Annotated in this window: 25 protein-coding genes; 9 read left to right on the top strand and 16 right to left on the bottom strand. The window is 51.3% G+C overall.

Annotated features, from left to right (window positions below):
• Window positions 1–8: 8 nt before the first annotated feature.
• Together NB640_RS11315 and NB640_RS11310 are read left to right on the top strand one after the other, a co-directional pair.
• Complete coding sequence (locus NB640_RS11315) at window positions 9–722, top strand: OmpA family protein (protein WP_269308802.1); 714 nt, start codon at window positions 9–11, stop codon at window positions 720–722.
• 271 nt (window positions 723–993) lie between these two features.
• Entirely contained in the window at window positions 994–1,266 is a 273-nt protein-coding gene (locus NB640_RS11310) for a hypothetical protein (RefSeq protein WP_269308801.1), read from the top strand.
• Here the strand turns inward: NB640_RS11310 and NB640_RS11305 are convergent.
• From NB640_RS11305 to NB640_RS11255, 11 genes are all read right to left on the bottom strand, one after another.
• Window positions 1,232–2,362, bottom strand: a complete 1,131-nt coding sequence (locus tag NB640_RS11305) for an SEL1-like repeat protein (protein WP_269308800.1) — start codon at window positions 2,360–2,362, stop codon at window positions 1,232–1,234. The genes NB640_RS11310 and NB640_RS11305 overlap by 35 nt on opposite strands.
• Before the next feature lie 5 nt (window positions 2,363–2,367).
• Entirely contained in the window at window positions 2,368–3,384 is a 1,017-nt protein-coding gene (locus tag NB640_RS11300; RefSeq protein WP_269308799.1) for an SEL1-like repeat protein, read from the bottom strand.
• Window positions 3,385–3,443: 59 nt separating this feature from the next.
• A complete protein-coding gene (locus tag NB640_RS11295) occupies window positions 3,444–4,838 on the bottom strand; it encodes a tetratricopeptide repeat protein (protein ID WP_269308798.1) in 1,395 nt (464 codons plus the stop codon).
• A gap of 621 nt (window positions 4,839–5,459) precedes the next feature.
• Window positions 5,460–6,512 (bottom strand): tetratricopeptide repeat protein, encoded by a 1,053-nt coding sequence (locus NB640_RS11290; RefSeq protein ID WP_269308797.1) that lies wholly within the window; start codon window positions 6,510–6,512, stop codon window positions 5,460–5,462.
• A 54-nt stretch (window positions 6,513–6,566) separates the two neighbouring features.
• The gene (locus NB640_RS11285) at window positions 6,567–7,439 is read right to left on the bottom strand and encodes a tetratricopeptide repeat protein (RefSeq protein WP_269308796.1); all 873 of its coding nucleotides are present in this window, start codon (window positions 7,437–7,439) and stop codon (window positions 6,567–6,569) included.
• 50 nt (window positions 7,440–7,489) lie between these two features.
• The gene (locus NB640_RS11280; protein WP_269308795.1) at window positions 7,490–8,068 is read right to left on the bottom strand and encodes a tetratricopeptide repeat protein; all 579 of its coding nucleotides are present in this window, start codon (window positions 8,066–8,068) and stop codon (window positions 7,490–7,492) included.
• Window positions 8,069–8,145: 77 nt separating this feature from the next.
• Window positions 8,146–8,799, bottom strand: coding sequence for a tetratricopeptide repeat protein (locus tag NB640_RS11275; RefSeq protein WP_269308794.1), 654 nt, complete (start codon window positions 8,797–8,799; stop codon window positions 8,146–8,148).
• Between the two features lie 98 nt (window positions 8,800–8,897).
• Window positions 8,898–9,515 (bottom strand): tetratricopeptide repeat protein, encoded by a 618-nt coding sequence (locus NB640_RS11270; RefSeq protein ID WP_269308793.1) that lies wholly within the window; start codon window positions 9,513–9,515, stop codon window positions 8,898–8,900.
• A 251-nt stretch (window positions 9,516–9,766) separates the two neighbouring features.
• A complete protein-coding gene (locus NB640_RS11265; RefSeq protein WP_269308792.1) occupies window positions 9,767–10,228 on the bottom strand; it encodes a universal stress protein in 462 nt (153 codons plus the stop codon).
• Between the two features lie 139 nt (window positions 10,229–10,367).
• Window positions 10,368–11,678, bottom strand: coding sequence for a homoserine dehydrogenase (locus NB640_RS11260; RefSeq protein WP_269308791.1), 1,311 nt, complete (start codon window positions 11,676–11,678; stop codon window positions 10,368–10,370).
• A 201-nt stretch (window positions 11,679–11,879) separates the two neighbouring features.
• Window positions 11,880–13,187 carry a pyridoxal phosphate-dependent aminotransferase gene (locus NB640_RS11255; RefSeq protein ID WP_269308790.1) on the bottom strand — a complete coding sequence of 436 codons (1,308 nt, stop codon included), beginning with the start codon at window positions 13,185–13,187 and terminating at the stop codon, window positions 11,880–11,882.
• A gap of 221 nt (window positions 13,188–13,408) precedes the next feature.
• Between NB640_RS11255 and NB640_RS11250 the strand changes: the two genes are divergently transcribed.
• The 5 genes from NB640_RS11250 (at window position 13,409) to NB640_RS11230 (ending at window position 16,978) form a co-directional block, all read left to right on the top strand.
• Window positions 13,409–13,789 carry an Mth938-like domain-containing protein gene (locus NB640_RS11250; RefSeq protein ID WP_269308789.1) on the top strand — a complete coding sequence of 127 codons (381 nt, stop codon included), beginning with the start codon at window positions 13,409–13,411 and terminating at the stop codon, window positions 13,787–13,789.
• 87 nt (window positions 13,790–13,876) lie between these two features.
• Window positions 13,877–14,353, top strand: coding sequence for a peroxiredoxin (locus NB640_RS11245; protein WP_269308788.1), 477 nt, complete (start codon window positions 13,877–13,879; stop codon window positions 14,351–14,353).
• Between the two features lie 110 nt (window positions 14,354–14,463).
• A complete protein-coding gene (locus NB640_RS11240; protein WP_269308787.1) occupies window positions 14,464–16,170 on the top strand; it encodes a PhoH family protein in 1,707 nt (568 codons plus the stop codon).
• Window positions 16,171–16,212: 42 nt separating this feature from the next.
• Window positions 16,213–16,572 (top strand): hypothetical protein, encoded by a 360-nt coding sequence (locus NB640_RS11235; protein WP_269308786.1) that lies wholly within the window; start codon window positions 16,213–16,215, stop codon window positions 16,570–16,572.
• Window positions 16,573–16,579: 7 nt separating this feature from the next.
• Window positions 16,580–16,978 (top strand): hypothetical protein, encoded by a 399-nt coding sequence (locus NB640_RS11230; protein WP_269308785.1) that lies wholly within the window; start codon window positions 16,580–16,582, stop codon window positions 16,976–16,978.
• Window positions 16,979–17,034: 56 nt separating this feature from the next.
• Here the strand turns inward: NB640_RS11230 and spxB are convergent, their stop codons facing one another.
• Window positions 17,035–18,762: a pyruvate oxidase gene (gene spxB, locus NB640_RS11225; protein ID WP_269308784.1), complete on the bottom strand. Its 1,728-nt coding sequence runs from the start codon at window positions 18,760–18,762 to the stop codon at window positions 17,035–17,037.
• 538 nt (window positions 18,763–19,300) lie between these two features.
• Between spxB and NB640_RS11220 the strand changes: the two genes are divergently transcribed.
• Window positions 19,301–20,263 (top strand): ankyrin repeat domain-containing protein, encoded by a 963-nt coding sequence (locus NB640_RS11220; RefSeq protein WP_269308783.1) that lies wholly within the window; start codon window positions 19,301–19,303, stop codon window positions 20,261–20,263.
• Between the two features lie 223 nt (window positions 20,264–20,486).
• On the opposite strand, the gene NB640_RS11215 is transcribed toward NB640_RS11220, so the two are convergent.
• The gene (locus NB640_RS11215) at window positions 20,487–21,512 is read right to left on the bottom strand and encodes an SEL1-like repeat protein (protein WP_269308782.1); all 1,026 of its coding nucleotides are present in this window, start codon (window positions 21,510–21,512) and stop codon (window positions 20,487–20,489) included.
• Between the two features lie 183 nt (window positions 21,513–21,695).
• On the opposite strand from NB640_RS11215, the gene NB640_RS11210 reads away from it, so the two are divergent.
• Entirely contained in the window at window positions 21,696–21,986 is a 291-nt protein-coding gene (locus tag NB640_RS11210) for a hypothetical protein (RefSeq protein WP_269308781.1), read from the top strand.
• 22 nt (window positions 21,987–22,008) lie between these two features.
• On the opposite strand, the gene NB640_RS11205 is transcribed toward NB640_RS11210, so the two are convergent.
• From NB640_RS11205 to odhB, 3 genes are read right to left on the bottom strand one after another with little or no spacing between them, the layout of a single operon-like run.
• Entirely contained in the window at window positions 22,009–22,866 is an 858-nt protein-coding gene (locus NB640_RS11205) for a hypothetical protein (RefSeq protein WP_269308780.1), read from the bottom strand.
• Between the two features lie 40 nt (window positions 22,867–22,906).
• Window positions 22,907–24,334, bottom strand: a complete 1,428-nt coding sequence (lpdA, locus tag NB640_RS11200; protein ID WP_269308779.1) for a dihydrolipoyl dehydrogenase — start codon at window positions 24,332–24,334, stop codon at window positions 22,907–22,909.
• A 29-nt stretch (window positions 24,335–24,363) separates the two neighbouring features.
• Complete coding sequence (gene odhB / locus NB640_RS11195) at window positions 24,364–25,713, bottom strand: 2-oxoglutarate dehydrogenase complex dihydrolipoyllysine-residue succinyltransferase (RefSeq protein ID WP_269308778.1); 1,350 nt, start codon at window positions 25,711–25,713, stop codon at window positions 24,364–24,366.
• Window positions 25,714–25,760 lie beyond the last annotated feature (47 nt).

Here is a 25,760-nt window from a genome sequence, read left to right as displayed (position 1 = left end):
AGCACACTATGCGAACGAAAATCACGGTTTCAGCGCTGGTTGTCGCCATGTCACTCTGCGGTTGTGCGGATATGTCAGAAACCCAAAAATCCACAACAACCGGGGCCGGTATTGGCGCAGTAGCAGGCGGCATCATTGGCGGTATGACAGGTGGCGGGGGCGTCGGCCGGGTTGCTGCCGGAGCCGGTATAGGCGCCCTCATTGGTGGAGGAGGCGGTTATCTGTGGGGACAGCATATGCAAAAGCAGAAAGAGGATATGCAAAAAGCCACACAAGGCACAGGCGTAGAAGTGACCCAGACGCAGGACAACCAGCTCAAGATCAATGTACCGAGCGATATTTCCTTTGCGCAGGGCAGCGCGGAAATATCACCCAAACTGGCATCCATCCTGGATACTTTCGCTGATAACCTGAAAGCCTATCCAGACACCACTGTTGCCATTTACGGATTCACGGACAATACCGGATCAGATACCGTCAATCTGCCGCTTTCGCGTCAGCGGGCAGCCAATGTCCGGGATTACCTGGTTAAAAAGGGTGTGGCGGCCAACCGCTTTTATATTGAAGGGCACGGTTCAAGCCAGCCTGTTGCAGATAACAGGTCAGAAGCCGGACGCGCAAAAAACCGGCGGGTAGAAATTTATGTTGCCGAGGCAGCCAAACAGGGAGCCTCATCATCAACGCCATCCCAGCAGCAGCCATCCAGGCAGATGCGCCGCTGACATTATCCGGCAATCAGGCATCAAAAAACGGGTACAGCATGCTGTGCCCGTTTGTTTTTCCAGCATAACACCTGTCCGAAAATATTGCCAAATCCCAGGCAGGCATGTAGATTAGCAATTACAAAACACTTTAAACATTTTTCGGAACACTTTTCCTCTTCAGATCACAGGGAAAGCGAGAAAAAATAACGAAACACTTACGCGAAAAAGCTGCCAGGCCAGCGCGGACTGGTATTCCTCTGTTTCGCCCGGATCAGAAGGCATCAATAGCATGAAAAAACACCAGTCTCCCACACAGAAAATGCAGGAGCCGTCCCATTCGCTCCCCTCATCAGTCAAAAAAAACTCTCCTTATGCCGGACTGGATCGCATGTCCATGCTCGTCAGCTCACTCGGTACGCTTCGCCTTGCATTGATGAATACCGTCAATACGAACGCTTCCCTGGATACAGGCGATTGCCATGCCCTTGCCGCATTTGTCACACTGCTGGAGGAGGAACTGGAAAATGTTATTGAGGAGCTGTATCCGGCCCGGCAGAAGTAGCGCTTTTTTCCCCGGATTGATTTTTTGACGGTGCAGGTTGGCTTCGTGCCGTTTCCGGAACGGTTTTGCCCGATAACACATTCAGACGCATTTTTGCCTCAACATGCCCTTCATCCGCAGCGCGTGTGTAGTAAAAGCGGGCTTTTTCCAGGTCCTTTTCGATTCCGGTTCCTGTCTCACACATGTTGCCAAGCATATAGTTGGCATTGGCCTTAACCAGCGGATCCCTTTTCATGAACAACCCGATGGTTTTTGAATATTCCTCTCCCGGCACATAGACATCCCAGAAAATTTCCTTCAGAATCCGGCTCTTTTCCGGTATGCCGATTGCAGCGGCCCTGCCAAACCAGTCAAGTGCCAGAAAATAATCCTGTGCGACGCCCTTTCCTTCATAGTGCATCATGCCGAGCTGATAACAGGCATGTGCATCACCTTTTTCAGCGCCTCTCATCAGCCAGTTTTCCGCAGTCCGGATATTTTTTTCGACTCCCCGGCCTTCCAGGTACATCATGCCCAGCTTGTAACGGGCACCCATATCCTTTTCATATTGTGCAGACTTCTCATACCACTCTGCCGCTTTCTTATCGCTTTGGGTTACGCCTGCGCCTGCCTCGTACAAGGCGCCCATGATCAATTGCCCGGCATAATTGTTATATGCTGCCGACTTGTGCGCCCAGTGAACCGCCTCATCAAAGTCCTGCGGCACACCCAGGCCTTCAACATACATAAATGCCAGGAGCGTCTCGGCAAACACCGAATCCTGTTTTGCCGCCTTTTTCAGCCAGTATGATCCGTTTTTATAATCCGGTTTTCCCTCTATTCCCGCCATATATAAAATGGCAAGCCGACTCTGCTCACTCACATTGCCCGCTTCTGCTTCTTTCTGGATTTCCGGCAACCTGGAAAGATATTGTTGCGCATTCAATCCTGTTTCTTCAGCGCCCCCCCATGAGGAACACGCCAGAAATGAAACCATCAGGATAGTGTTGCGAAACCACTGTTTCGAACAGCACCACCCCGACTTCTGTCCATCCTGCAACAGAACAGCGCTTTCCTGTCTTTGGCGCATGTCAAAAAGCGGAGGCGTCATTGGCATGATGATCAGCTTTCTTTCTGGTTGGCCAATGCCTCTTTGGCTGCCTCATTACCCATCTCAGCCGCCTGTCGATAATACTGGCGCGCCTTGCCTGTATCTTTTCCGGTTCCCTTCCCTTTTTCATACATCCAGCCAGCCATAAAAGCAGCTTTGCCGCGCACACCAGGATCCCGCTTCATCATGACTGCAATTGTCCGTGTATAGGCTTCACCCGGCACATAGGCGGCACCATAAAGCTTGCTTAAAGAATCCCGGTATGGATTGGGCCGGGTGGCCGCAGCTTTTTCAAACCACGTCAGCGCCTGAACATAATTCTGTTTGACAAATCTGCCTTCGTAGTAGAGATTTCCCAACTGATAAATGGCATAAACATCATCATGTTCTGCTGCTTTTGCAAGCCAGTCCAGCGCCTGTACGGTATCCTGTTTTACCCCTTTTCCTTCAAGATAAAGCATCCCGATCCGGTAACGCGCGCCCATATTGGAAGGATCAAGCGTTGCGCTGGTATACCATTCCATTGCCTTTTTGTAATTGCGCTTTAGCCCGGCGCCTTCCTCGTAAAAAACCCCCAGCATCACCTTGCCCAGGGTTTGATTCTTGGCGGCCGACTTGAAAGCCCATCGTCCGGCTTCAACAAAATCCTGGCTGGCACCCAGCCCTTCAGCATACATAACGGCAAGCAGCCCATAAACAACCGGCACATCCAGTTCGGCAACCTTGCGATACCAGTAAATTGCTTTTTCATAGTCGGGCTGCCCTTCAACACCAGCAGCATAAAGAATACCCAACTGAAACTGTTTTTCTGTATCGCCGGACTCTGCCTGTTTGATCAATTCAGGCAGCCTTGGGCGATAGGTCGCCATATCCATATCCAGATCAAGTTCATCGGCCATTACAAGCGATGAAGCACATCCGGCAAAAAAGAGCATCAGCAGGAAACGATACACACCGCGGGCAAACAGGCAAACGGTATTCAACTCACGCACTTTGACTGTCTGGTTTTTCTTACGAAACCACTTCATTTTGTCTCCGGGTCAATATCATGGTCAGTCTGGTATTTCTATGGCTTTTTTCAGTCACCTTATAGGCCTGACGCATTCACAACACCGATGCTATCATCTTCCGTCTCATGAACACCCTGTTCCATGATGCTGCCGATCATATCCATGACAACCAGTGCGACAGGATTATCCAGAATACCGATAACCTCCTCAATCCCGTCCATTTCCTGGGCGGTATACATGACCCTGGGGGCGGTGATGTTTTTTGCTTCAACCACGGTCAATGCCTGCATTGAAGAAGAGCCGTCCGTGGGTCGGGAGATTTCCGTTTTTTCCATGATGATGACGGGCTGCGATGCCGCTTTTTCCGGTAGTACCTTGAGTTCAGCGGCAGCAATAACAGGCGCCGGTTTTTGGGTTGTTTCCTGCTTTTCTGATGCTTGCCTGGCGGCTTCTTTTGCGGCAGCTTTTTCCTGCTGCTTTTTGGCTTTCAACTTTTCCCGTTCTGTTTTTTTCATGGCCGCCAGCCTTGTCCGGGCATCCTTGTGTCCTGCTTTGGCCGCCATGGCGTAATAGGCTTTTGCACAGTCCCGATTCAGCGGCGTTTCCCCAAACTTTTCATAAATGCGTCCCAACATGAAATTGGCATTGCGTTTGACATTAGGATCCTTTTTCATCATCTGCCGCATGCGTTTTGTATAGTCTTCTCCAGCAACGGCAGCCGAGCCGAAAATATCAGGGAATTTTTTACGGGTAACCGGACCGTCCGAAGCCAGTGTTTTTTCAAACCATACACCTGAGCGTACATAATCCACGCCGACACCGGTTCCGGTGAAATACATATAGCCAAGCTGGTAACGGGCATGCCGGTCTCCCTGGCTGGCAGCCGATTCGAGCCATTCGATGGCACGCGCCGGATTTTTCGGTACGCCCTTCCCTTCCAGGTTAAGCATGCCTAACCGGTATCGTGCACCGATATCACGTGCTTCCCGTGTTGCATATCCATAATATTGTGCTGCCTTCGTGTCGTCCTGCGGCACACCGGAGCCGGATTCGTAGAGCATGCCCAACAGCATGTATCCGGACCCGTCTCCCGAATCGGCAATTTTCTGCGCCCACCGCAATGCGGCAGCATAATCCTGTTCGGTACCCAGCCCCTCGATACTCATGACAGCCAGCAGATACATGGCGGTATTGCTGCCTGCTTCGGCGGCTTTCTGATACCACTCAACTGCTTTGGCATAATCCGGCCGGCCTTCTATGCCCTGGGCATATAAAAAACCGACCTCAAGCTGCCTGGCAGGACTGTTTTGGGCATCACTGATTAATTGGGGAAGCATCCTCAAAGCGGCTCTTCGCCCTGATTCGGGCTCGCCCTTTTGCCAGGCGGCAGCCAATGGCGGCATGGCAAACAATAGCAATGCAATGATGCCTGATACCAGTTGCATGATCTGTTGCCCTGCGGTTTTCCTCATATGTGTATGCCCTTTTTCTTTCCTGTGCGCCGGTCTGCCTCTGCCATGAGCCTGACAAATGCGCTTTTTATACTACCATGCCACCGCTTGAGCCTGCTACTGTATAAAACACCCATCCTGGAAGATGATGCGATAAAACACGCAAAAAGAACGTTCTTTGCAACCACAAAAAACGAAACACAAAAAAAGGGGGGAAAGCATGAAAAAGACCGGACAAAATTCAGGGGGGAATTCTGTCCGGTTAAAGTCAGGTCAGGCCACAGACAAAGCCCAACCCTGAAGTAAAATGAACACAAAGTAACTGTTACAAAGTTACTCGCAAATCCTAACATGCTGATATTAGTATTGCTATATTTTTTTAATATTTATAACCAGAATTTGTAAAGCCTTCCAGAAAATGAATATTTTCAAATAATGAAACAGCAAGAAAATCGGAAAGTATGGAAAAAAAGGATATTTCATGATTTTGACGGAAAAACCGGGATTTTATGACTGATATAAAAAGATCGGATATTCCACAAAAAAGACAAACCATAAAAAAACCGGCCTGGATGACAGGCCGGTTCGGCTGATATTTCTGCAAACCGGATGGGTAAAATATCCGGTTTTCCGAGGAAACACTTACTGCAATTCAGCCACTTTTTTCATCGCATCCATGTCACGATGGCTTGCCGCTTTCTTATACCATTTCAACGCTTCTTTTCTGTCCGGTGAGATGCCATCCCGCCCTTCCTCGTATATCCTGCCAAGCGCATACTGGGCTTTGACATGATCCCGCAATGCGGCTTTTTTGTACCAAGCGTAAGCTGCCTGGTCGTTTTTGCCGGACTCCAACTCCTCATAAAATTCGCCCAGCCGGTACTGGGCTTCAGCATCCCCTTTCTCTGCCAGCTCAAGCAGCACAGCAAGCATTTTTTCAATGTACCCGTCCATTACCTCCATAAGCTGCGCCATAAATTGTATGGATTCCTGCTGTGTCAATTCGGGATGTGCCTCGGAACGGGCGTACCACCTGCCGGACGCATTCTCATCTCTGACCACGCCCATGCCGGTTTCATACATCATGCCCAGCAATGCCTGTGCCAGTGCGTCATCCGCCTGGGCAGCTTTTGTTATCCAGGATGCCGCCTGCACAAAATCCATGCCGGTACCGGTTCCACTGGCACAGACAATACCCAGGGCAAGCCAGGTTGAGCTGTCGCCATTTTTTGCTGCACCTGCCAGCCTTTCATATGCCAGCCGCTCCTCCTCTTCTTCGTTGAGAAGCCGCCCCTGAGCATCTACGATGCTGTCATTGGCTGCGGCGGCTTTGACGACCCCTAAAAGACTGCGCATATAACGCGAATTGTTTTTCAGTTCCGGGCTGCCAAAAATGTCTACGCCCTTTTCACTGTCAAGATCCACCCCGATCCCAAAGGCATACATGATGCCAAGTACACTTCTTGCACGTTCATCACCTGATTCGGCCTTTTTCATGAACACCGCCATAACGGCAGGATCGGGCGCCCCGGGAACCAGACGCTGAGTGCTTTTTTCGACAACAACAAGTGGTTTTTTCCCGTCACCGGCATCCCGGGTAACCGTAACCGCATGGCTCATTGCCCTGTTTGACAGAAACAGGCAGGCGAGTAACAGCACCACACCCATCCACCAGCGCATTCTGTTGTACTGCATATCCATTCCCCTCAAAAGATTAATTTCTTTATTGGATGGCATCAGATGTTGAGACTATTCCAGCTCAACCAGCTTCTTTTTGGCATTGATATCGCCCTGATCGGCTGCCTTGCGATACCATTTCAGTGCCTCGGCCCTGTCTTCAGGAAGCCCGAGACCCTGCTCATACATTTCTCCCAGCCGGTACTGCGCCTGGACAACATCCTGCTCTGCCGCTTTTTTATACCAGTGTGCCGCTTCGGCATAATCCTGCTTGACGCCCATGCCCTTGTCGTACATGATGGCAACCCGCCCCTGGGCATCTCCGTCCTCCTGGTCAGCTACCTTGCGGAACCACGCCATGGCTTTGGCATAATCCTGGGGAACGCCCCTGCCTATCATATAAAGATATCCCAGCCTCGCCTGGCCATCCTCATTTCCCTGCTCTGCTGATTTCCGGTACCACTCGGCAGCTGTTTCAAAATTTTTGGCAACCCCATACCCGTATTCATAATAAACACCGAGTCGGTACTGGGAATTGGCCTGGCCGTTTTTGGCGGCTTTTTCAAACCACATTGCTGATGTATTGATATCCGGGCCACCTTTGATACCCATACCGGACGCATACATCCTGCCAAGCATGTCCTGTGCAAGGGGATGATTTTGTTCGGCCGCTTTCAGAAACCATTTTGCCGCTTCATCAAAATCCCGCTTGCCGTTTTTTCCTGCGGCATAATCCACGCCAAGACGAAATTGGGCCTCAGGATCGCCCTGTGCGGCTTTTTCCTCACGGCTGGCTTCTGCGGTCGTTATGCTGTCGTCTGCCTGGGCAGATTCATCCGTTTGGACTTCCTGCGCCGTCACCGTATCAGCCGATACAACACTGTATCCGCCCAGTATCGCCGTTAAAAATAATGACGTCACGATCTTGCGATAATTGCTGCGCATTACTTGCCCTCCCCATGATCCCGGCCAGGAGTTTCTGCAACCTTGAACCATTATTTGCGCACAGAGGTAGCCGGCTTGCCTGAAGCGGCTTTCAGCTCTTCAAGACGTTTTTTTGCATAAGGATTTCCCTGTGCCGCTGCCTTGCGATACCAGGCAATGGCCTGCTTCTGGTCCTTGGGAACCCCCATCCCTGACTCGTACATATTCCCCATATTGAATTGCGCCATTTCCAGGCCCTTGTCAGCCACCTTGCGCATCCAGTTTGCCGCCTGGGTATAGTCCTGTTTGACACCAATCCCTTTGGCATACATCGCAGAAAGGTAAAACTGCGCTTCTGTATGGTTCTGTTCTGCGGCCTTTTCCAGCCAGTGGACCATGACTTTGTCATCTGACCTGACAAACTTTCCTTCAGCGTAGGCAATGGAAAGGCGATACTGTGACTGCGCATCGCCAGCTTCCGCCTGCTTTCTGATCGTTTCAAATTCACTTCGGGTCTTGATGGAAAGCGGCTGGGCCTGCTGTTGTTTTCCTGCGCCAGCCTGTGCAAGGACAGTGGAAGAAGCCATACCCGCCATGATAAAAATACAGGCCAGGCCAACACGCAAACCCCATTTTCCTATTCTCTGCATAACCCCGTTTCCGTCAAAATCATTGTGCTGTTCAACACCATCCATACCCAACCAGAACACACCGCTTTTTCTGCCTGTTACTTTTTATTGTTTTCCTGTTTTTTCTGCCCTGCCGATGTATCTTCAACCGGGTCTTTTTCCCCTTCACCAAGTGCATCCAGCCTTCGCTGTGCTCTTAAACTACCCTGATCTGCAGCCTTTTTGTACCAGAATATGGCCTGTTTCAGGTCTTTTTCCACCCCGGTTCCCGAATCATAAGCCAGTCCCAGCTCATACTGTGCGGGCATAAAGCCCTTTTCAGCCGCCTTCTTAAACCAGGCCAGGCCATACCCGACATCCTGCCTGACACCGATCCCCCTGAAGTACATCAGGCCAATCGTACCCTGTGCTTCAATGTTTCCCTGCTCTGCCGATTTTTGCAGCCACATCATGGCCTCGCCATAGCTGGGCTCGACTCCCTGGCCTTCAAAGTAGGCTTCGCCCAGCCTGAACTGCGCCTCGGCATTTCCCTGCGCTGCTGATTTTTTAAACCATGCCAGCCCTTTGGCATAGTCGCGATCCACCCCATGCCCTTCAAAATAGGCAACGCCCAGACGGCACTGGGCATCGTCATCGCCTTTTTCTGCCAGGTTAAGCAGTTTTTGCAGGTGCGCAGCCAGTTCCTGCGGCGACATGTCGTCAAACACAAGTGAACCGCCACAGGCTGCATACACCATCCCCGTATACGTCATACAGCCAATCAAAGACAGCAGGCGAAAACATCTCAACATATCAGCTAGTCCCATGAAAAACCGTTGGCTGGTGTCTCGGTATCTCTTGTGCGAATCTGTCAGGAACCACTCAACCGGCTGGAAGCCGTGTTACACCAATCCGCCATTCCTTCACCATCCCGTGTTGATGTGATCTGGCCTGTCAGGGTACGGGTATCCAGCAGGTCAATGGATTTCTGATTTCCCTTGTTTGCAGCCCGGCACAGCCAGATGGTTGCCTTTTTCCAGTCTTCCGGTACGCCCTTGCCTTCTGCATAAAGCAATCCCAGCAGATACTCGCCATCGGCATACTCCTGCCGGGCTGATTCACTGGCCCATTTCTCTGCATGGCTGAAGTCACGTTCTACTCCCTGTCCATACAGATACATCTCTGCAATCTTGAACTGGGCTTCTGCATTATCCTGTCTTGCTGCTTTCATAAACCAGGAAAATGCCGCTTCCATATCCGCATCGACAATATCGCCCATCGCATAAATCTGTCCCATCATGAGTTGCGCGTCCACATCGCCCTGCCCGGCTTTTTCACGGTATACCGGCAAGGCATCTTTCATGGAATAGATCACGCGCTCACTTTTTGCCTGCGGCGGTGCCTGCTGATCCTCATCCTGGGCGGATACCATGCCTGAAAACCCGGTACAGAAAACCGCGACAAGCAATCCCAATATTCGCATTTTCATCGCTTCATCCTTTTTTTGACAGCCACACCATTTTCCTGTTTTACCTGTGTCGTAAAGGCATGATGCAGCCTGATATTCTCCTGCCATAATGCCTTACAACCCGCTTTTGACGCAACTCCCCAAAAAACGCGAAGACATCGCCAGAAACAGGTATCCCCAGCCAGGCAAAGGCTTTGCTGTCAGACAAAAAAAACGACCATGAATCCATGATCGTCTCTTTTTTGCCACTTTCTGCTGTGAGAGAAAAGGGCTTACTTGTTTTTGAGCCTTGGCCGGTCAACCAGAACCGGAATCTTGCACAGCGAAAGCACTTTGGATGTAACGCTTCCCAAAATCAGCTGTCCCAGCCCGGAGCGGCCATGAGACCCCATAAAAATCAGCTCGCAATTCTGGCTCTCCGCCACTTTGACAATCGCATTCGCCGCACTGTCAGAAAACGCAAAATGACTTGAATATTTCAGACCGGCTTTTTCCGCTGCCTCTTTGATCGGCTTGAGATACTCTATCCCGATTTTTTTCATCAACTCCTGGTACTCTTCTTCGAGCGGATAGGTAGGCGGAATAATCTCGATATAAACCGGATACTGGTATTCCGGTGCGACATAAATGCCGATCACCTCGGAATTATTGTCTGCAGCAAAGGCAACACCATCAAGCGCTGCTGCCAGGGATGTTTCGGAACCATCTGTCGGAATCAGAATTTTATTAAACATAACTCGCCCCTTTCGTCGATACTGCAGATATTATTCCTGCGGGTGTCTGGGGGTATTCTGAACGATAACCCCGCATTGCCGCAAGACTTTTCATCAAGACTTTATCAATGCCGCCATCATGCTGGCTGGATAAGCCCTGTTATTCAAGTTCCTCAAGACGGATGCGCGTTACCTTGCCCATCACCGTGCCGATTTTCTCGATTTTTCCGATGGCAGCATCGATATTTTTCTCCTGCGTCTGGTGCGTCAGGATAATGATATCAACCAGCGTCTCCCCTTCCAGCGGCTCTTTTTGCAGGAAAGCATCAATGGAAATATTCAGGTCCGCCAGGATACGGGTAATGTCGGCAAGAACACCCGGCTGATCCCTGACCTTCATCCGCAGGTAATAGCTGGTGGTAACTTCAGACATGGGAAGAATCGGCGTATTGTTCATCGCATCAGGCTGGAAAGCCAGCGGCGGTACCCGGTGCTCGGGGTCCACTGCTTCCACACGGGCAATATCAACCAGATCGGCAATGACAGCCGAAGCCGTGGGTTCGGCACCGGCACCCTTGCCATAATACAGCGTTGGTCCAACAGCATCACTGTTGACCAGCACCGCATTCATCGCCCCCTCCACATTGGCAATCAGACGGGAAGCCGGTATCAGTGCCGGATGCACACGCAGCTCAATACCATTTTGCATGCGTTTGGTAATACCCAAAAGCTTGATACGGTATCCCAGTTGCTCGGCATATCGGATATCCAGAGAATCCAGCCGGGTAATGCCCTCAATATAGGCTTTGTCAAACTGGACCGGGATACCAAATGCGATCGAGGACATCAGTGTCGCCTTGTGTGCCGCATCCACACCCTCAATATCAAAGGTCGGGTCTGCCTCGGCATATCCCAATGCCTGCGCTTCTTTGAGCACCGTATCGAAATCAAGCCCCTTTTCACGCATTTCGGAAAGAATGAAGTTGGTCGTGCCGTTGATGATGCCAGCCACCCATTCGATGCGGTTGGCAGTCAGCCCTTCACGCAATGCCTTGATGATGGGAATACCACCGGCAACGGCCGCCTCAAAAGCGACTGTCACGCCCTTTTCCTGCGCTGCGCGGAAAATTTCATTGCCATGAACCGCCAACAGTGCCTTGTTTGCCGTCACGACATGCTTGCCGTTTTCAATGGCTTTCAGTACGAAGTCTTTTGCCACATCGTAGCCGCCAATCAGCTCAACCACGATATCAATATCGGGATTGGTGACAATCAGATTGCCATCATCAACAATCTCGCACTCGCCGTTTGTGATTTCCCTGGCGCGCGCCACATTGCGGTCTGCGACCATCGTGATCTGAATTTCACGTCCTGCACGCCCCCTGATTTCCGCCTGGTTGCGCTTCAAGACATTCCATGTGCCGGAGCCAACGGTTCCGATACCGAGCAATCCTACTTTGACTGGTTCCATATGTGCTTTTGAATCGTAAAAAGAGTAAAAGATGAATAGGGCAAGATAACCATTGGCTCAACCTGTGTCAATACCTCAGGGGAGATGGCAAAACGTATTGAGCATATTGATGCCCGTGTTGCCGTGAATAAAGCCCTCCGACCGTTCAGCAGCAATACCAGAAAAATAAAAAAGGACTGAAAGATCAGTCCTTTTTTCAGATCAGGCCAGCCTTAAGCCGCCTTTTTCTTTTTTCTCTCTCCAGCGCCAGGTACTCTTTTTCTTGTCAACGACAATCAGCTTGTCTGTCCCGTGACGCTTGCGATAATTCTCAAGGAAACGGGTAAGGCGCTTCAATGCCTCTTCCAGATCATCAGATGTCGGCAGGAAAACCAGTCGGAAGTGATCCGGATTGTCCCAGTTGAACCCGCTTCCCTGCACAATCAGCACTTTTTCCTCTTCCAGCAGCTGATAGGCAAACTCCTGATCATTCGTAATCGGGTAGATTTCCGGATCAAGGCGCGGGAACATATATAGTGATGCCTTGGGTTTGACGCAGGTCACGCCCGGAATAGCCGTAAGCATGTTGTAAGCCAGATCCCGCTGACGGGTCAGCCGTCCGTTTGGCGCCACCAGGTCATCAATGCTCTGGTATCCGCCCAGCGCTGTCTGGATGGCAAACTGGCCTGGCGCATTGGCGCAAAGACGCAACGATACCAGCATATCCAGCCCTTCGATGTAATCCCTGGCGTGTTTTTTCTCACCGGACACAACCATCCAGCCGACACGGTAGCCACAGGAACGATAATTTTTGGAAAGACCATTGAGTGTGATAAACAGCACATCATCCGCCAGCGAGGCGATCGATGTGTGTGTCGCGCCATCGTAGAGGCATTTGTCATAAATCTCATCCGCAAAAATAATGAGATTATGCTCCCTGGCCAGGTTGACAATCTGCTGAAGTATCTCGACCGGATACAGTGCGCCGGTCGGATTATTCGGATTAATGACAATGATCGCCTTGGTTCGCTCGGTGATCCTGCTTTTCATATCCTTGATATCCGGATACCACTCATTTTCCTCATCACAGATGTAATGAACCGGGTTACCGCCGGAAAGAGAGACCGCAGCCGTCCAGAGCGGATAGTCCGGTGCCGGAACCAGCACCTCATCACCGACATCCAGAAGCCCCTGCATGGTCATGACAATCAGTTCGGACGCGCCATTTCCGATATAAACATCTTCAATATCCACCCCCTTGATTTTTTTCTCCTGGGAGTACTGCATGATGGCCTTGCGGGGTGCAAACATGCCTTTTGAGTCGGTATAACCCGCCGCGCTTTGCATGTTGGTAATCATGTCATGGACAATTTCGTCCGGTGGATCAAAGCCGAATACCGCCAGATTACCGATATTCAGCTTCATGATTTTCTGTCCTTCATCTTCCATCTGGCGTGCTTTTTCCAGGACAGGCCCCCTGATGTCATAAGAGACACCAGCCAGTTTTTGCGATTTCTTGAACGATTGCATGATCATCTTCCCTTGACGATTGGCTCGGGAATGTTGCACGTTACCGGATTTTTCCCGTTTTCCGGCAACTGCGGGCATTCTTTTAAGTGATACAGTTTACACCTTTACGGCAATTGTGGTGCTTTTATTAAGCAGTTGAAACGATACAATATTGCATTTGCTCAGTTTTACTTGTCGATTGCACTTTTTAACCTGTCAGACAGACTTGTTTTTATGAATTCATGACGCTATTTGAAAATCAGGAAAGACACCATCAGGCTGTCACCGCTTATGACGAGAAAAGCGTCACGATCAATCACACCCGCTTTTCCCAAAGCGTGCTTGTGCTCCCTGACGCCGCGCCTGCTTTATGGCCGGTATCTGACATTGACAGCCTGGCGCCGGAAGACTTTTCTGCCATCATTGCTGTGCAGCCGAATATCCTGATTATCGGTACCGGCCTCTACCAGCGCCTTCTTTCGCCACCGCTTCTGGTTTACCTCTCATCCCGGAAAATCGGGGTTGAGACCATGAATACCCACGCCGCCTGCCGAACGTTCAATCTGCTGCTTTCAGAAGGGCGACGTGTCGCACTGGCCCTTTTTTTGGAGGATACGGCATGATTTTTCCGACTTTTAGCCGTATCCCCTGTTCTACACAGGCAGAAATGTGCATAATCTGTATTGACCTCATAAAAATCAGGAGAGCCTATGTCTAAGCAATCAGTTGCCCTTGGAAAAAAAGTGCCGCCCTTCAAGGCTGAAGCAACCCTGGGTGGATTCTCTCTGTCAGACTACAAGGGGCAAATACTGGTTCTTTACTTCTACCCGCGTGACAATACCCCGGGCTGCACCCAACAGGGTATCGATTTTCGCGACCGGTATGAAGAATTCAAAAAAGCAGGCGCTGCCATTGTGGGCGTCAGCCGTGACAGTATGCGTTCGCATGAAGGATTTGCGCAAAAATTCGCACTTCCCTTTCCGCTTATTTCTGATACTGATGAATCTGTCTGCGGTCTGTTTGATGTCATGAAAACCAAAAAAAATTATGGCAAGCTGCTGGAAGGGATAGAGCGCAGCACGTTCATTATTGACCCGTCCGGCAAACTTGTGCAGGAATGGCGTGGACTGAGAGTAGACGGCCACGTTGATGAAGCACTGGAAGCCGTCAAAAAACTGGCTGCTTAAAGCAGCCCATGGCTCGGGATTTTCTTTCGGAAATCCCGCTTGTTATTTATATCAATGACTGGTGAAAGGCAGGACCATCTCACCATCATTACCAAAAAATCGAGGTTGTGATGCCCCTTCCCAAAATGCCAACCAGACCAGCAGACATGCTGAAACCGGAAGATATGAAAAAAACAGCAAAAACATCGAAGAAAACAGGCAACGCTGTGCCGGCAAAAGCAAAAGAAAGCAAGCCACAACCGAAAAAAACAGCAACGCCCGCAACACCAAAAAATCCTGTTACTGCCCGCCAGTCCAAAAAAACTGCTCCAGCAGTTACTGCCACTGTACCGGCAAAGCAACCCAGAAAAAAACTGGAAGACACGACGCTGCAATCTCCTGTCAGCCGGGCGGCGAGCAAATCAGGCCAAACTAAAATGTTTGTGCTGGATACCAATGTGCTGATGCATGATCCAACGGCCCTCTTCCGTTTTGAAGAACATGATATCTTCCTGCCGATGATCACGCTGGAAGAAATGGACAACCACAAGCGCGGCGTCTCGGATGTCGCTCGCAATGTGCGCCAGGTCGCCCGTTCTCTGGATGCACTGGTGGCCAACGTCGATGAAATGCGCCTGGAGGATGGCATCCCTCTGGATAAGCTGGGCAACAAGGAAGCCGGGGGACGGCTTTACTTCCAGACACGGCTTCAGCCCAGTGAGCTGCCCAAAGGGCTTCCTCGTGAAAAAGGGGACAACCAGATCCTTGGTATCGTCAATGCCCTGATGGCCGCATTTCCGGGACGTGCCATTGTCCTCGTATCCAAAGACATCAACATGCGTATCAAGGCGCGCGCTTTGGGTCTTGCCGCAGAAGATTATTTCAATGACCAGGTACTGGAAGACTCCGATCTCCTCTATCCGGGCACAATGGAATTGCCGGAAAACTTCTGGGAAACCCACGGCAAGAATATCGAATCCTGGCAGGAAAACAATCATCATGGCGCCAGCAAGACGTTTTACCGTATCACCGGCCCGCTGGTTTCTTCCATGCTGCTTAACCAGTTTGTCTACCTGGAACCGAAAAATGGTGAAGCGCCTTTCCATGCGCAGGTAAAAGAAGTCAACGGCAACACTGCCGTTTTACAGACACTGCACGATTACACGCATCAGAAAAACAATGTCTGGGGCATTTTAGCCCGCAACCGCGAGCAGAACTTTGCCTTCAATATCCTGATGGATCCGGAATGCGATATCGTGACACTGGTCGGCCAGGCGGGCACCGGTAAAACCCTGCTTGCACTGGCAGCCGGTCTGACACAGGTACTTGACAGCAAACGCTATAACGAAGTCATTGTCACCCGCGTTACGATTCCTGTCGGTGAAGACATCGGTTTTCTTCCCGGAACGGAAGAAGAAAAAATGTCACCCTGGATGGGCGCCTTTGATGACAACATGGAAGTCCTCAACAAGGCCGGCCACCAGGAAGGCGGGGAATGGGGACGCGCGGTTACTCACGACCTCATCCGCTCCCGCATCTCGGTAAAATCCCTGAACTTTATGCGCGGGCGCACTTTCATCGACAAATTTCTCATCATCGACGAGGCCCAGAACCTGACGCCAAAGCAGATGAAAACCCTGATCACGCGTGCAGGCCCTGGCACCAAGATCGTCTGCCTGGGCAATATCGCCCAGATTGATACGCCCTATCTCACCGAAGGCTCCAGTGGTCTGACCTATGTCGTTGACCGTTTCAAGGGGTGGGAGCACAGCGGGCATGTGATGCTGGCCCGTGGCGAACGTTCAAGGCTGGCTGATTATGCCAGCGACATCCTGTAGGGCATTATCCCGCCAAAGCGGGCCAGGCAAGAAAGGAAGCACATGGAACGTGAATTGACAGCCCTTATGACAACACCACTGGAAATGGAAATCATTACCGGCCTGGCGGAAAGAAGAACCCTTTCTTTCCGCACACCGGAAGGCTATTTTGCCCTTACCGATGCAGAAACCAATCCGGAAGGGGATGATTCCGCCTACTACGATGTTAACGAAGCTGCCTATGAGGATGACAGCCTTTCCCTGTATTTTTCCCCTGATGCCCAATTCCAGGATGAATACGATGTGGTCATCCTGAACTGGCCCATGAATGAAAAAATCATTGATTTTCTGGCCGGTCACCTCTTTTTGGGCACGCCGCTGCGGCTGGCCTTGAATACCGACGGCAGAAACCGGATGCAATAACAGCAGCATGACCAGGCAGATCCGTTACCAGGTCATCAAGGAAAACCGGCTGGTTGGCGAAGAGCATACCCTGCTTTGCGATGCAATCCTGATGGCTGCCAGCTATGATGGACATGCGGCAAAATTTGTGCGCGACAAGCATGGCTTCATGTGCTTTTATGCCAGTCGCCAGCAAATGCCTCATCAGGAATATATACCAGTCCCCTGTGATGCTTTTCGCCCCTGGTCCCCCTTAAAAGATGAAGCCCAGGCAAAAGAACAGGTTGCCCGGCTGATTGCCGAAAGCGGCTGGCTTCATTTCAGGCACAAGGATATGGGAATCGTCTTTCTCACGTATGAAAATGACATCCTGACAGAACTCAGTGAAAATGCCCCGCCGGAAATGCTCGCCCTGTGTGGTGGATAAAAACGCATTTTACGGGCAGGCCATGAAAAAAGGCGGATAAATCATCCGCCTTTTTCTTATCCCAGCAGCTCCCTCAACACAGGCATATTGCGCACCTCATACCGCTTTTTGAATGCATCAATCTCTGCCTTGCTGTATTTTTCTCCATCCAGGACAAAGGACTCTGCCGGAAACGGCCGCTTGTTGTCCACCTTGACATCAATAACAACCGGCTTCTCACTGCGACTTGCCTCAGTAAATACTTTTTCCAGTTGTTCGGGCTTTGTCACCGTAAACCCGACAGCCCCCATTGCCTCGGCCGCTTTCGCAAAATCAACAGGCGTCAGGTCTACCCCGTAATATTCCTGCCTGCTGTCTTCCTGCTCAGCCTCGATAAATCCCAGCGAATCATTGGAAAAGACGATATTGATAACCGGCAGGTTATAGCGAACCTGGGTGATGATGTCCTGCATACTCATGGCAAAGGCGCCATCTCCGTTCAGCGTAAAAACCTGCCTGTGGGGATAACTGAGCCTGGCGGCAATCCCTCCGGGAATCCCATAGCCCATCGTGGCAAACCATCCTGAGGTCGTGAATTGCTGCCCAGCTGCATTCATTTCCAGAAGACGCACAGCATGAATGGTGGAATTACCCACATCCGTTACAAAGACGGCATCCGGTTCGGCAATCCGGTTGATTTCATGAAAAACCGGCTCCACACGCATCGGGACGGCATCACTGTCCTTAAAGCCCTTGAGCCACACATCCCATCCTTCCCGGTTCAAGCGGTTTGCTTCAAGCCACTTGCCGGCTTCTTTTCTTTTCCCTTTCGCCACCATCTGGCGCATGGTTTCACGCGCATCCCCCAAAATGGCAACATCCGCATGATGGCGGCGTCCCAGCTTCGACGAATCAATATCCACCTGGATAAAGCGTGCAGCAGGTGAAAAAAAGGCGCGCGCAAAAGGAAAGTCACTACCGATAAAAACAATGAGGTCAGCCATTGCCAGCGCTTCATTAGCCGGTTTGGTGGCAACCCTGGCTGCCATCCCCAGGAAATTTTTATAATCATCCGGCACGATGCCCTTAGCCAGAACCGACAGCACAACCGGCATGGCGTAGTATTCGGAGAGTGCCATAATTTCCTCTGCTCCGCCTCGTGCCCCCTGCCCGACATAAAGCACCGGCCTTTGGGCCTGTGCCATCAACAAAATGGCGGCATCCACATCTGCGGCATCCGGCATCAGTACCCCAGAGCGATGGTTTGCTGCGGTTGAAACCGGCACATCCGGAATATCGACAAGCGCAAAGTCCACCGGAACCGTCACAACCGCCACCCCTTTATATTCATAAGCGCGGCGAATTGCCTCATCGACCACATGCGGCAGACTTTCCGGTGTCATGACCGTGCGGTTATAAACGCTGACATCGGCAAACATCGGATTTTCATTCAATTCCTGAAAGGAATCATAATTCATGGCTGAAGAGGCCACCTGCCCGATGATCGCCAATACAGGCACATGATCCATACTGGCATCATACAATCCGTTAAAAAGGTGCGTCGCGCCCGGACCGGCGGATCCAAAGCAGACACCGATCTTTCCCGTCAGCTTGGCATCTGCCGATGCAGCAAGGGCACCGGTTTCCTCATGGCGCACCTGGATAAACCGGATATGATTGCGCCGCTCATACAGTGCCGCGACAAAGGAGTTGATCGAACCGCCGGGCAAACCATAAATGTGATCCACGCCCCAGCTTTCCAGCACACTGACCATGGCCAGCCCTGATTTGATACTTGCGCCCATTTTTTCCTCCTGCTATCCAGCGACCCGATGGCCTGTGCTTTTTCCGGTATCGGCCTGATCGATAGCGATATGCCTCGCAACTGCCTGTACCGGTCACCGCCCAGTGATACCGCTTCATACTGTTGTGGTGCGCGTAGACATTTCCTGAAAATTCCGCAATTTTCGTATGGGATACGTTGACTTTTCTGGTGCTCATGATTTGCCGCCTTCTCAATCTGAAGCCGTATCAGCCCCTTTTGCCGCATCAGCGAGATAAAAATGACGCACACCGGGCATGAATCAATAATCAGGACAACAGACAAAAGCATCCTGATCACCCAGTACTGATTGGGTCTGTTTTGTATATTACCTTGGCTGTGTGCGTCATATTTTGATTTATGTGAAAGACAAATCCACTCTGTCTGTTCTCATATACCTGTTTTCTTTTTCCATACACAACAAGGCATTTTTTTCATGTGCTTTTCTGCTGTCTGTCATAAAATGATGGCTGTATCCGGCATTGCGCTGTTTTTGGCGCAAAAGACAAGAGGAGATTTTCATGCGCAGACGACTGTTTTCATACGTACTGACTATTCTGGCAACCTGTCTGCTTATGTCCTGCGCATCCAGGAATGACGTTTGCGAAACCTGTATCGAACGAACCGATGAAAGACTGATGGATGCAGCAGCCGAACTCTATCCGGGCGCCGTCCAGCGCCTGCTTGATGAGGGCGCAGACATCAATGCAACAGACCAGTATGGTGAAACGCCTCTCATGAAGGCACTCAGGCAGCCGGCATCCCGTTCACTGGAAAGCATGCGCACCTTAGAAACCACTGTCAGCGAACTCCTTGATGCCGGCGCAGATATCCGGGTTGTCAACACACGGGGAACAGATACATTGAAACTGGTACAGGAAACCGGCAACCTCGAAGTCGTCAAGCTGTTTGACAGCCGTATGACGCAGGAAGAAAGAGACCAGATGTTCATGCGCACCCTTGCCGACCGGCAGTATGATCCGGCACTTTACCTGTTGGGCTCAGGCGCCAACCCGGCACAAGTGAATGAGAAAAACCAGTCAGCACTGCATCTGGCAGTAAACAGCATAGAGCCCAACCCTGAACTGGTCAATGCCTTGCTGAAAACCAATGACGTCAATCTGGTGGATAACTATGGCACAACCCCCGTCATGACGGCCTGCGCCAATGGCGCGCCTGTTGGCATTGTGAAATTACTCCTGGAAAACGGCTCACAAATAAACAGCCGCTATCACCAGAAAAACCTGCTCTATCTGGCCCTTACAGCAGAAAAAGAAAATATCGACCTGGTGAAATACCTGCTGACAAGCGGTTTCAGCGCCAATGAAACGGCACCCAATGGACAGCCTTTCATTGTGCTCATGGCCAAGGCAGACCGTATTCGCAGCGCAAAGGCGCTGGCGGATGCGGGAGCAGAACTATCGGTTCTGGATAAATACGGAGAAAGCGCCTATCGTTCACGCCTGAATATCCTGGCTATCTAACCGTTAATCCCCCCTCTGGCACGGGTACATCAAACAGGGATGCCTGAATTGTCCGGCATCCTCTGGCAAAAAGCTCGCTGAAACGTCAAAAAGGCAGAAATGTCTTGAAAAACAACAGAATGATGAAGAAAGAAGAAAACTGGAGCCGCATTTGAAACGCCTGCGCAATGAAACAAGGTAACCCCCTCATTGCATCACCCTCTCATACATCCAAAGAGACTATTCAGACCGTATCTTTGAGAAAAACCAGACGTTGTTTTGCAATATCATCACCAGCGTCAGCTGCTTTCTGATACCAGCTTCGCGACTGCTCCATATCCTGTCCAGTACCACGTCCGGTTTCATACATCAGGCCAACATAAAACCGGGCATCACGTACCACATGCGGATTGCGTTTCATGATTTGCGCAATGGTTCTGGTATAGACCTCACCAGGAACCGCTGCCTGCCCGAAAACGACCTCAAGGCCATCCATGCCCTTTTCCGCGTTTTTTTCTTCTGCTGCAGCCAGATACCAGTTCAGCGCCTTTTCATAATCCCGTTCAACCAGCCGGCCGTCGTAATAAATCATGCCAAGCTGGAAACAGGCATTGGCATCTCCCATTTCAGCAGATTCATTCAGCCACTTCAGCCCTTCTTCCGTATTCCGGGAAACCCCTTTCCCTTCAAGATAGAGGGTTCCCAAACGTTGTCTTGCCCCGATTTCGACAGGGTGATTTGCCGCATAGCGATACCAGTATGCGGCACGCTCCAGATCACGCCTCACCCCGGCACCCTCTTCCAGCAATGCGCCCATCAGCAGTTGTGAAATAATATTGCCGTGCAATGCGGACAGCCTCGCCCATCTGGCTGCCTGCATGTAGCTTCGACGTACACCCAGCCCTTCCAGGTACATCAGGGCAGTGAGCATCTGCGCATTGGGCTCTCCCTGCTCGGCGGATTTCCTGAGCCAGAATATGGCACCGCGATGATCGACCCATCCCTCAACACCTGCAGCACACATGACACCCAGCTTGAGCTGGGCATCCGGGTCACCGGCAACGGCATTGCTTTTCAGCCGGGCTATTTTTGATTCATCAGCAGAATATTCAGGAAAGCGCAGTTTTCCCTTTGCAGCGGCTTTACCAAATACTGTCAGGAAGAAAAATGAAGCCAGAGAGCCCAATAACAGGGCGAAAAAGCGGCGCACGGCACTGAAACCGCGCTCAGCAGAAAATGCAGTATCTTCATCCCGAATCTGTCTGTCCATGCGTTTCCTTCCCATTCACCCTGATTTGGCCAATATTCTCTGATACCACCTGATTTTACCTCACTCTGCAATGAAACATTCAACAGCACAACAGACGTTTTGCCAAATAAACCCGTCATACAGGAACTTTCCCGCGTGAGTCCGGTCTACTGTTTATAAAAAAATTTCCTCCGGATGATAAAAATGGATGAACAGCCCCAGCTTGATGAAGAAAAAATCAAATCCGCCATTGCTGATCTATCAGACCTGTCTGACTCGCTGACGTCAGTAAAAGCGCACTCCCCCTATCAGGGACTTGATCGCCTGTCCGTTCTGATTGCCTCACTCGGCACACTTCGCATTATCTTTCATCACACAGCCAGTATGGACGCTTCTCTTGACCAACATGACTGCGAAGCACTTGCCGCTTTTATTACCCTGCTGGAAGAAGACTTTGAACGCGTCCTTGACAGGCTGTACCGGGAAAATCCGTAAGAAAACGCCGTAATGGTCGCTGTCAGTCCTTGGCCTCTTTCTGCTTTCTTTTCACCTCTTTGCCCGCATCAGCAGCACGTTTGTCTCTTTTGGCCTGGGTTTCGGCCGTCCTGCGCTGAACACTCTCCTGCTTTTTTTCCGCTTCCAGCTGTTTGTCTTCATAATCCTGGACATTTTTTGCGCGCTGTTCAGGTGTCAAGGTCGTATCCGGATGCTTCAGCTTGCTGGGCGTTCCGACTGTATAAGCGCCATCTTCCACTTTGGGAGGTGATGCTTCATCAGCCGCTTTCATATCCAGATAACGTTCCTGTTTTTCGTCATACTTCACGCGTGATGCCTGGCGTTTTGCCGACTGCTCATCTGCCCCTGACGCCGCCTGCCCTTCAAGATAGCGCGCCTCCTTTTCCTCATAGCGGCGGCTGGATGCCTCTCTTTGCTGCGCCTTGCCCAATTCTTCCTGCTCGGCATCCACCAGCGCTTCATCCCGCAAACGAACCTTGTTACTGCGCTTGAAACGATCAGCTTCCACTGACAGCGGACGCAATGCCGCACGATCTTTCCTCAAACGCAACTGAGCCTCGTCGTAGCAGTTGTTGACCAGAAACCTTTGGGTACAGGCATCCATGTCCACGCCAAACTGGTAATCCAGCATCTTGTTTTCGTAATTGACGGCATCCAGCACTTCATCGGCTTCCTCAACAGAATCGATTGTGCCGGCAGGAAATTCCTCCATGAGCGCTTTCACTCTGGGAGACAGGGAAATACCCTCTTCTGTATGTGCACACCCCTGCATTACGCCAAGCAACAAGAGCATGCCGGCAAAAACAAACCGGCGCAACCATCCGCGCTCACTGAAAACAACCATCATCAATTTCGTCATAAATGCAGCAATCTGTTTTTTCTGTCCGGATGGTCCCGCCTCAGTAATTCAACAGGCGGCCATTTACCCCGAGTGCCGCTTCCCGAACCGCTTCTGACAGCGTGGGGTGTGCGTGGCACACTTGTGCAATATCTTCTGAAGACGCCTTGAAAGACATCGCCAGCACGACTTCGGCAATCAGTTCGGAAACCATCGGACCGATCATGTGCACACCAAGCACTTCATCCGTATGCGCATCGGCCAGGATTTTCACGAACCCTTCGGTTGAATTCATCGCCCTTGCACGCCCGTTCGCCATAAAAGGAAAGGTGCCCGCACGAAATTCACACCCTTCTGCCTCCAGTTCCTGCTCGGTTTTCCCCGCCCATGCCACCTCTGGATGAGTATAAACAATAGAGGGGATCGTTGCATAATTCACATGACCATACTTTCCGGCAATCCGGTCTGCCACAGCAATACCTTCCTCTTGAGCCTTGTGCGCCAGCATTGGTCCCCTGACAACGTCACCAATAGCCCAGACATTCTGCAGGTTTGTCCTGCATTCGCCATCCACTGCGATAAACCCCCTCTCATCCAGTTTCAGGCCAATATTGTGAGCGTCAAGACCGGACGTACGCGGTACCCTGCCAATGGCAACAATGAGGCGATCAAAAGTTGCACGCTGCACGCTGCCGTTGGCATCATCGTATTCCACAGTCACACTTGATTGTGCCGTATCTATATTCCGTATGGCCGCGCCTGTCTGGATAGTCAGCCCCTGGGCACGCATGAATTTCAGCGCCTCACCGGCTATCTGCCTGTCAGCCATGCTGAGCAGTGTCGGCTGTGACTCCAAAAGCGTCACTTTCGAGCCCAGCCTGTGCCAGACCGACCCCAGCTCCAGGCCAATAACACCAGCCCCGATAATGCCCAGGCGCTTCGGCACGGATTCCATTGCCAGTGCCCCCGCATTGGAAAGAATGCGTTTTTCATCAAATGCCAGATCCGGCAGACTTCTGGGCGTTGATCCGGTAGCAATAATCACATGGCGGCATGTCAGAAACTGCTCTTCCTTGCCTGACACCTTCAGTTCATACCCGGCTTCTGAAGTGCCGGCAAAAGACGCCGTGCCGTGATAAAAGCTGACACCATTTTTCCTGAAAAGAAAAAGAATGCCTTCATTGCTTCTTTTCACTACGTCATCCTTCCGGCCCAGCATGCGGTTCAGGTTCAGTGTCGCTCCCTTTACCTCAATGCCATGTGCAGCCGCACCATTTTTGACCATATCAAAGTTGGCCGAAGACTCCAGCAGCGCCTTGGAAGGAATACAGCCGACATTGACGCAGGTTCCGCCTGGCGCAGGGCCGCTCGAGACATTTTTCCAGTCATCGATGCAGGCAACCGACAGGCCAAGCTGGGCGGCCCTGATGGCGGCAATATACCCGCCAGGCCCTGCCCCAATGACACCGACATCAACAAGAATGCCCATACAAACCCTCCTGTGGTTGCATTTGTTCGTTAAAGGTCTAAAAGCAGACGTGACGGATCTTCCAGATTTTCCTTGATCGTTACCAGCGCCTGTACCGCTTCGCTACCGTCAATCAGGCGATGGTCATAAGACAGCGCCAGGTAATTCATTGGCCGGATAACGATCTGCCCGTTTTCCACGACCGGGCGTTCCCTTGTGGAATGGATACCTAAAATCGCTGATTGCGGCGGATTCACAATAGGAGTCGACATCATCGAGCCAAAAACCCCACCATTGGAAATCGAAAAGGTCCCCCCGGTCAGGTCATCCAGTGTCAGTTGCCCTTCTTTGGCCCTCACACTGAATTCCGCTATCTTCTTCTCAATATCCGCGAGAGACATCAGGTCCACATCGCGCATGATGGGCACCACCAGACCACGCGGCGAACTGATGGCAATACCGATATCAAAATAGCCATGATAGACAATGTCATTTCCATCGATGGAAGCATTCACCACGGGGAATTTTTTCAATGCAGCCACGGCAGCCTTCATGAAAAAGGACATCAGGCCCAGCCTGACACCATGCTCCTCCTCAAACTCCCTGCCCAGCTTGCGACGGATATCCAGCACGGGCTGCATATTCACTTCATTAAACGTCGTCAATGTGGCATTCGTCAGCTGTGACTGGATAAGACGTTCTGCAATACGTGCGCGCAGTCGACTCATCGGCACCCTGTTTTCCGGACGGTTATTGCTGGTGGTATTCGGCACAAAGCTGGAGGGCGGGGAATACGGCACAGACTGCAAGGAAGGCGGTGAAGAAGCAAGACGTCCCACATCCGGCCCGATTTCCATCGCACGCAGGACATCTTCCTTCAGGATACGTCCGTCTTTCCCGGTACCGGTCACATCGTTGTACCCCAGATCATTCTCAGCCATCAGGCGGGCCGCCGCAGGCATGACAATACCGGCCGGATGGGATGACTCATCATAAGATGACGGTGGCACAGCAGGCGCTGCCGCTTGAGGCGGCGCTGAAGGCGGCGGCGAAACCGGCACGGATGTTGTCGCAGCAGCCGGAGCGGCAGGTGCCGGAGCTGGCGCCTCTTTGGCCGCTTTTCCTTTTTTGCCCTTCTTTACCGGCTCGTTTCCAACGGCGTCCGTATCAATCCGGGCAATGACTTCTCCCGCTTTTACCATCGCACCGGCCTCCTTGAGTATTTCCGTCAGGACCCCTGCGCCGGGACTGGGCAATTCAAGTACCACCTTATCTGTTTCAATATCGACCAGATTTTCGTCCTGCACTACCGCATCACCGACTTTTTTACGCCAGGTGAGCAAAGCAGCTTCCGAAACCGATTCGGACAACTGCGGGACCTTAACCTCAAGAATAGCCATAGCGCTTCTCCACTAAATTAGATAAGTACAGCAAACGAAAACAGGCA

This window comes from Oxalobacter vibrioformis, from assembly GCF_027118995.1.
GTDB lineage: Bacteria > Pseudomonadota > Gammaproteobacteria > Burkholderiales > Burkholderiaceae_D > Oxalobacter > Oxalobacter vibrioformis.
This window is presented reverse-complemented; position numbering and strand designations above follow the sequence as displayed.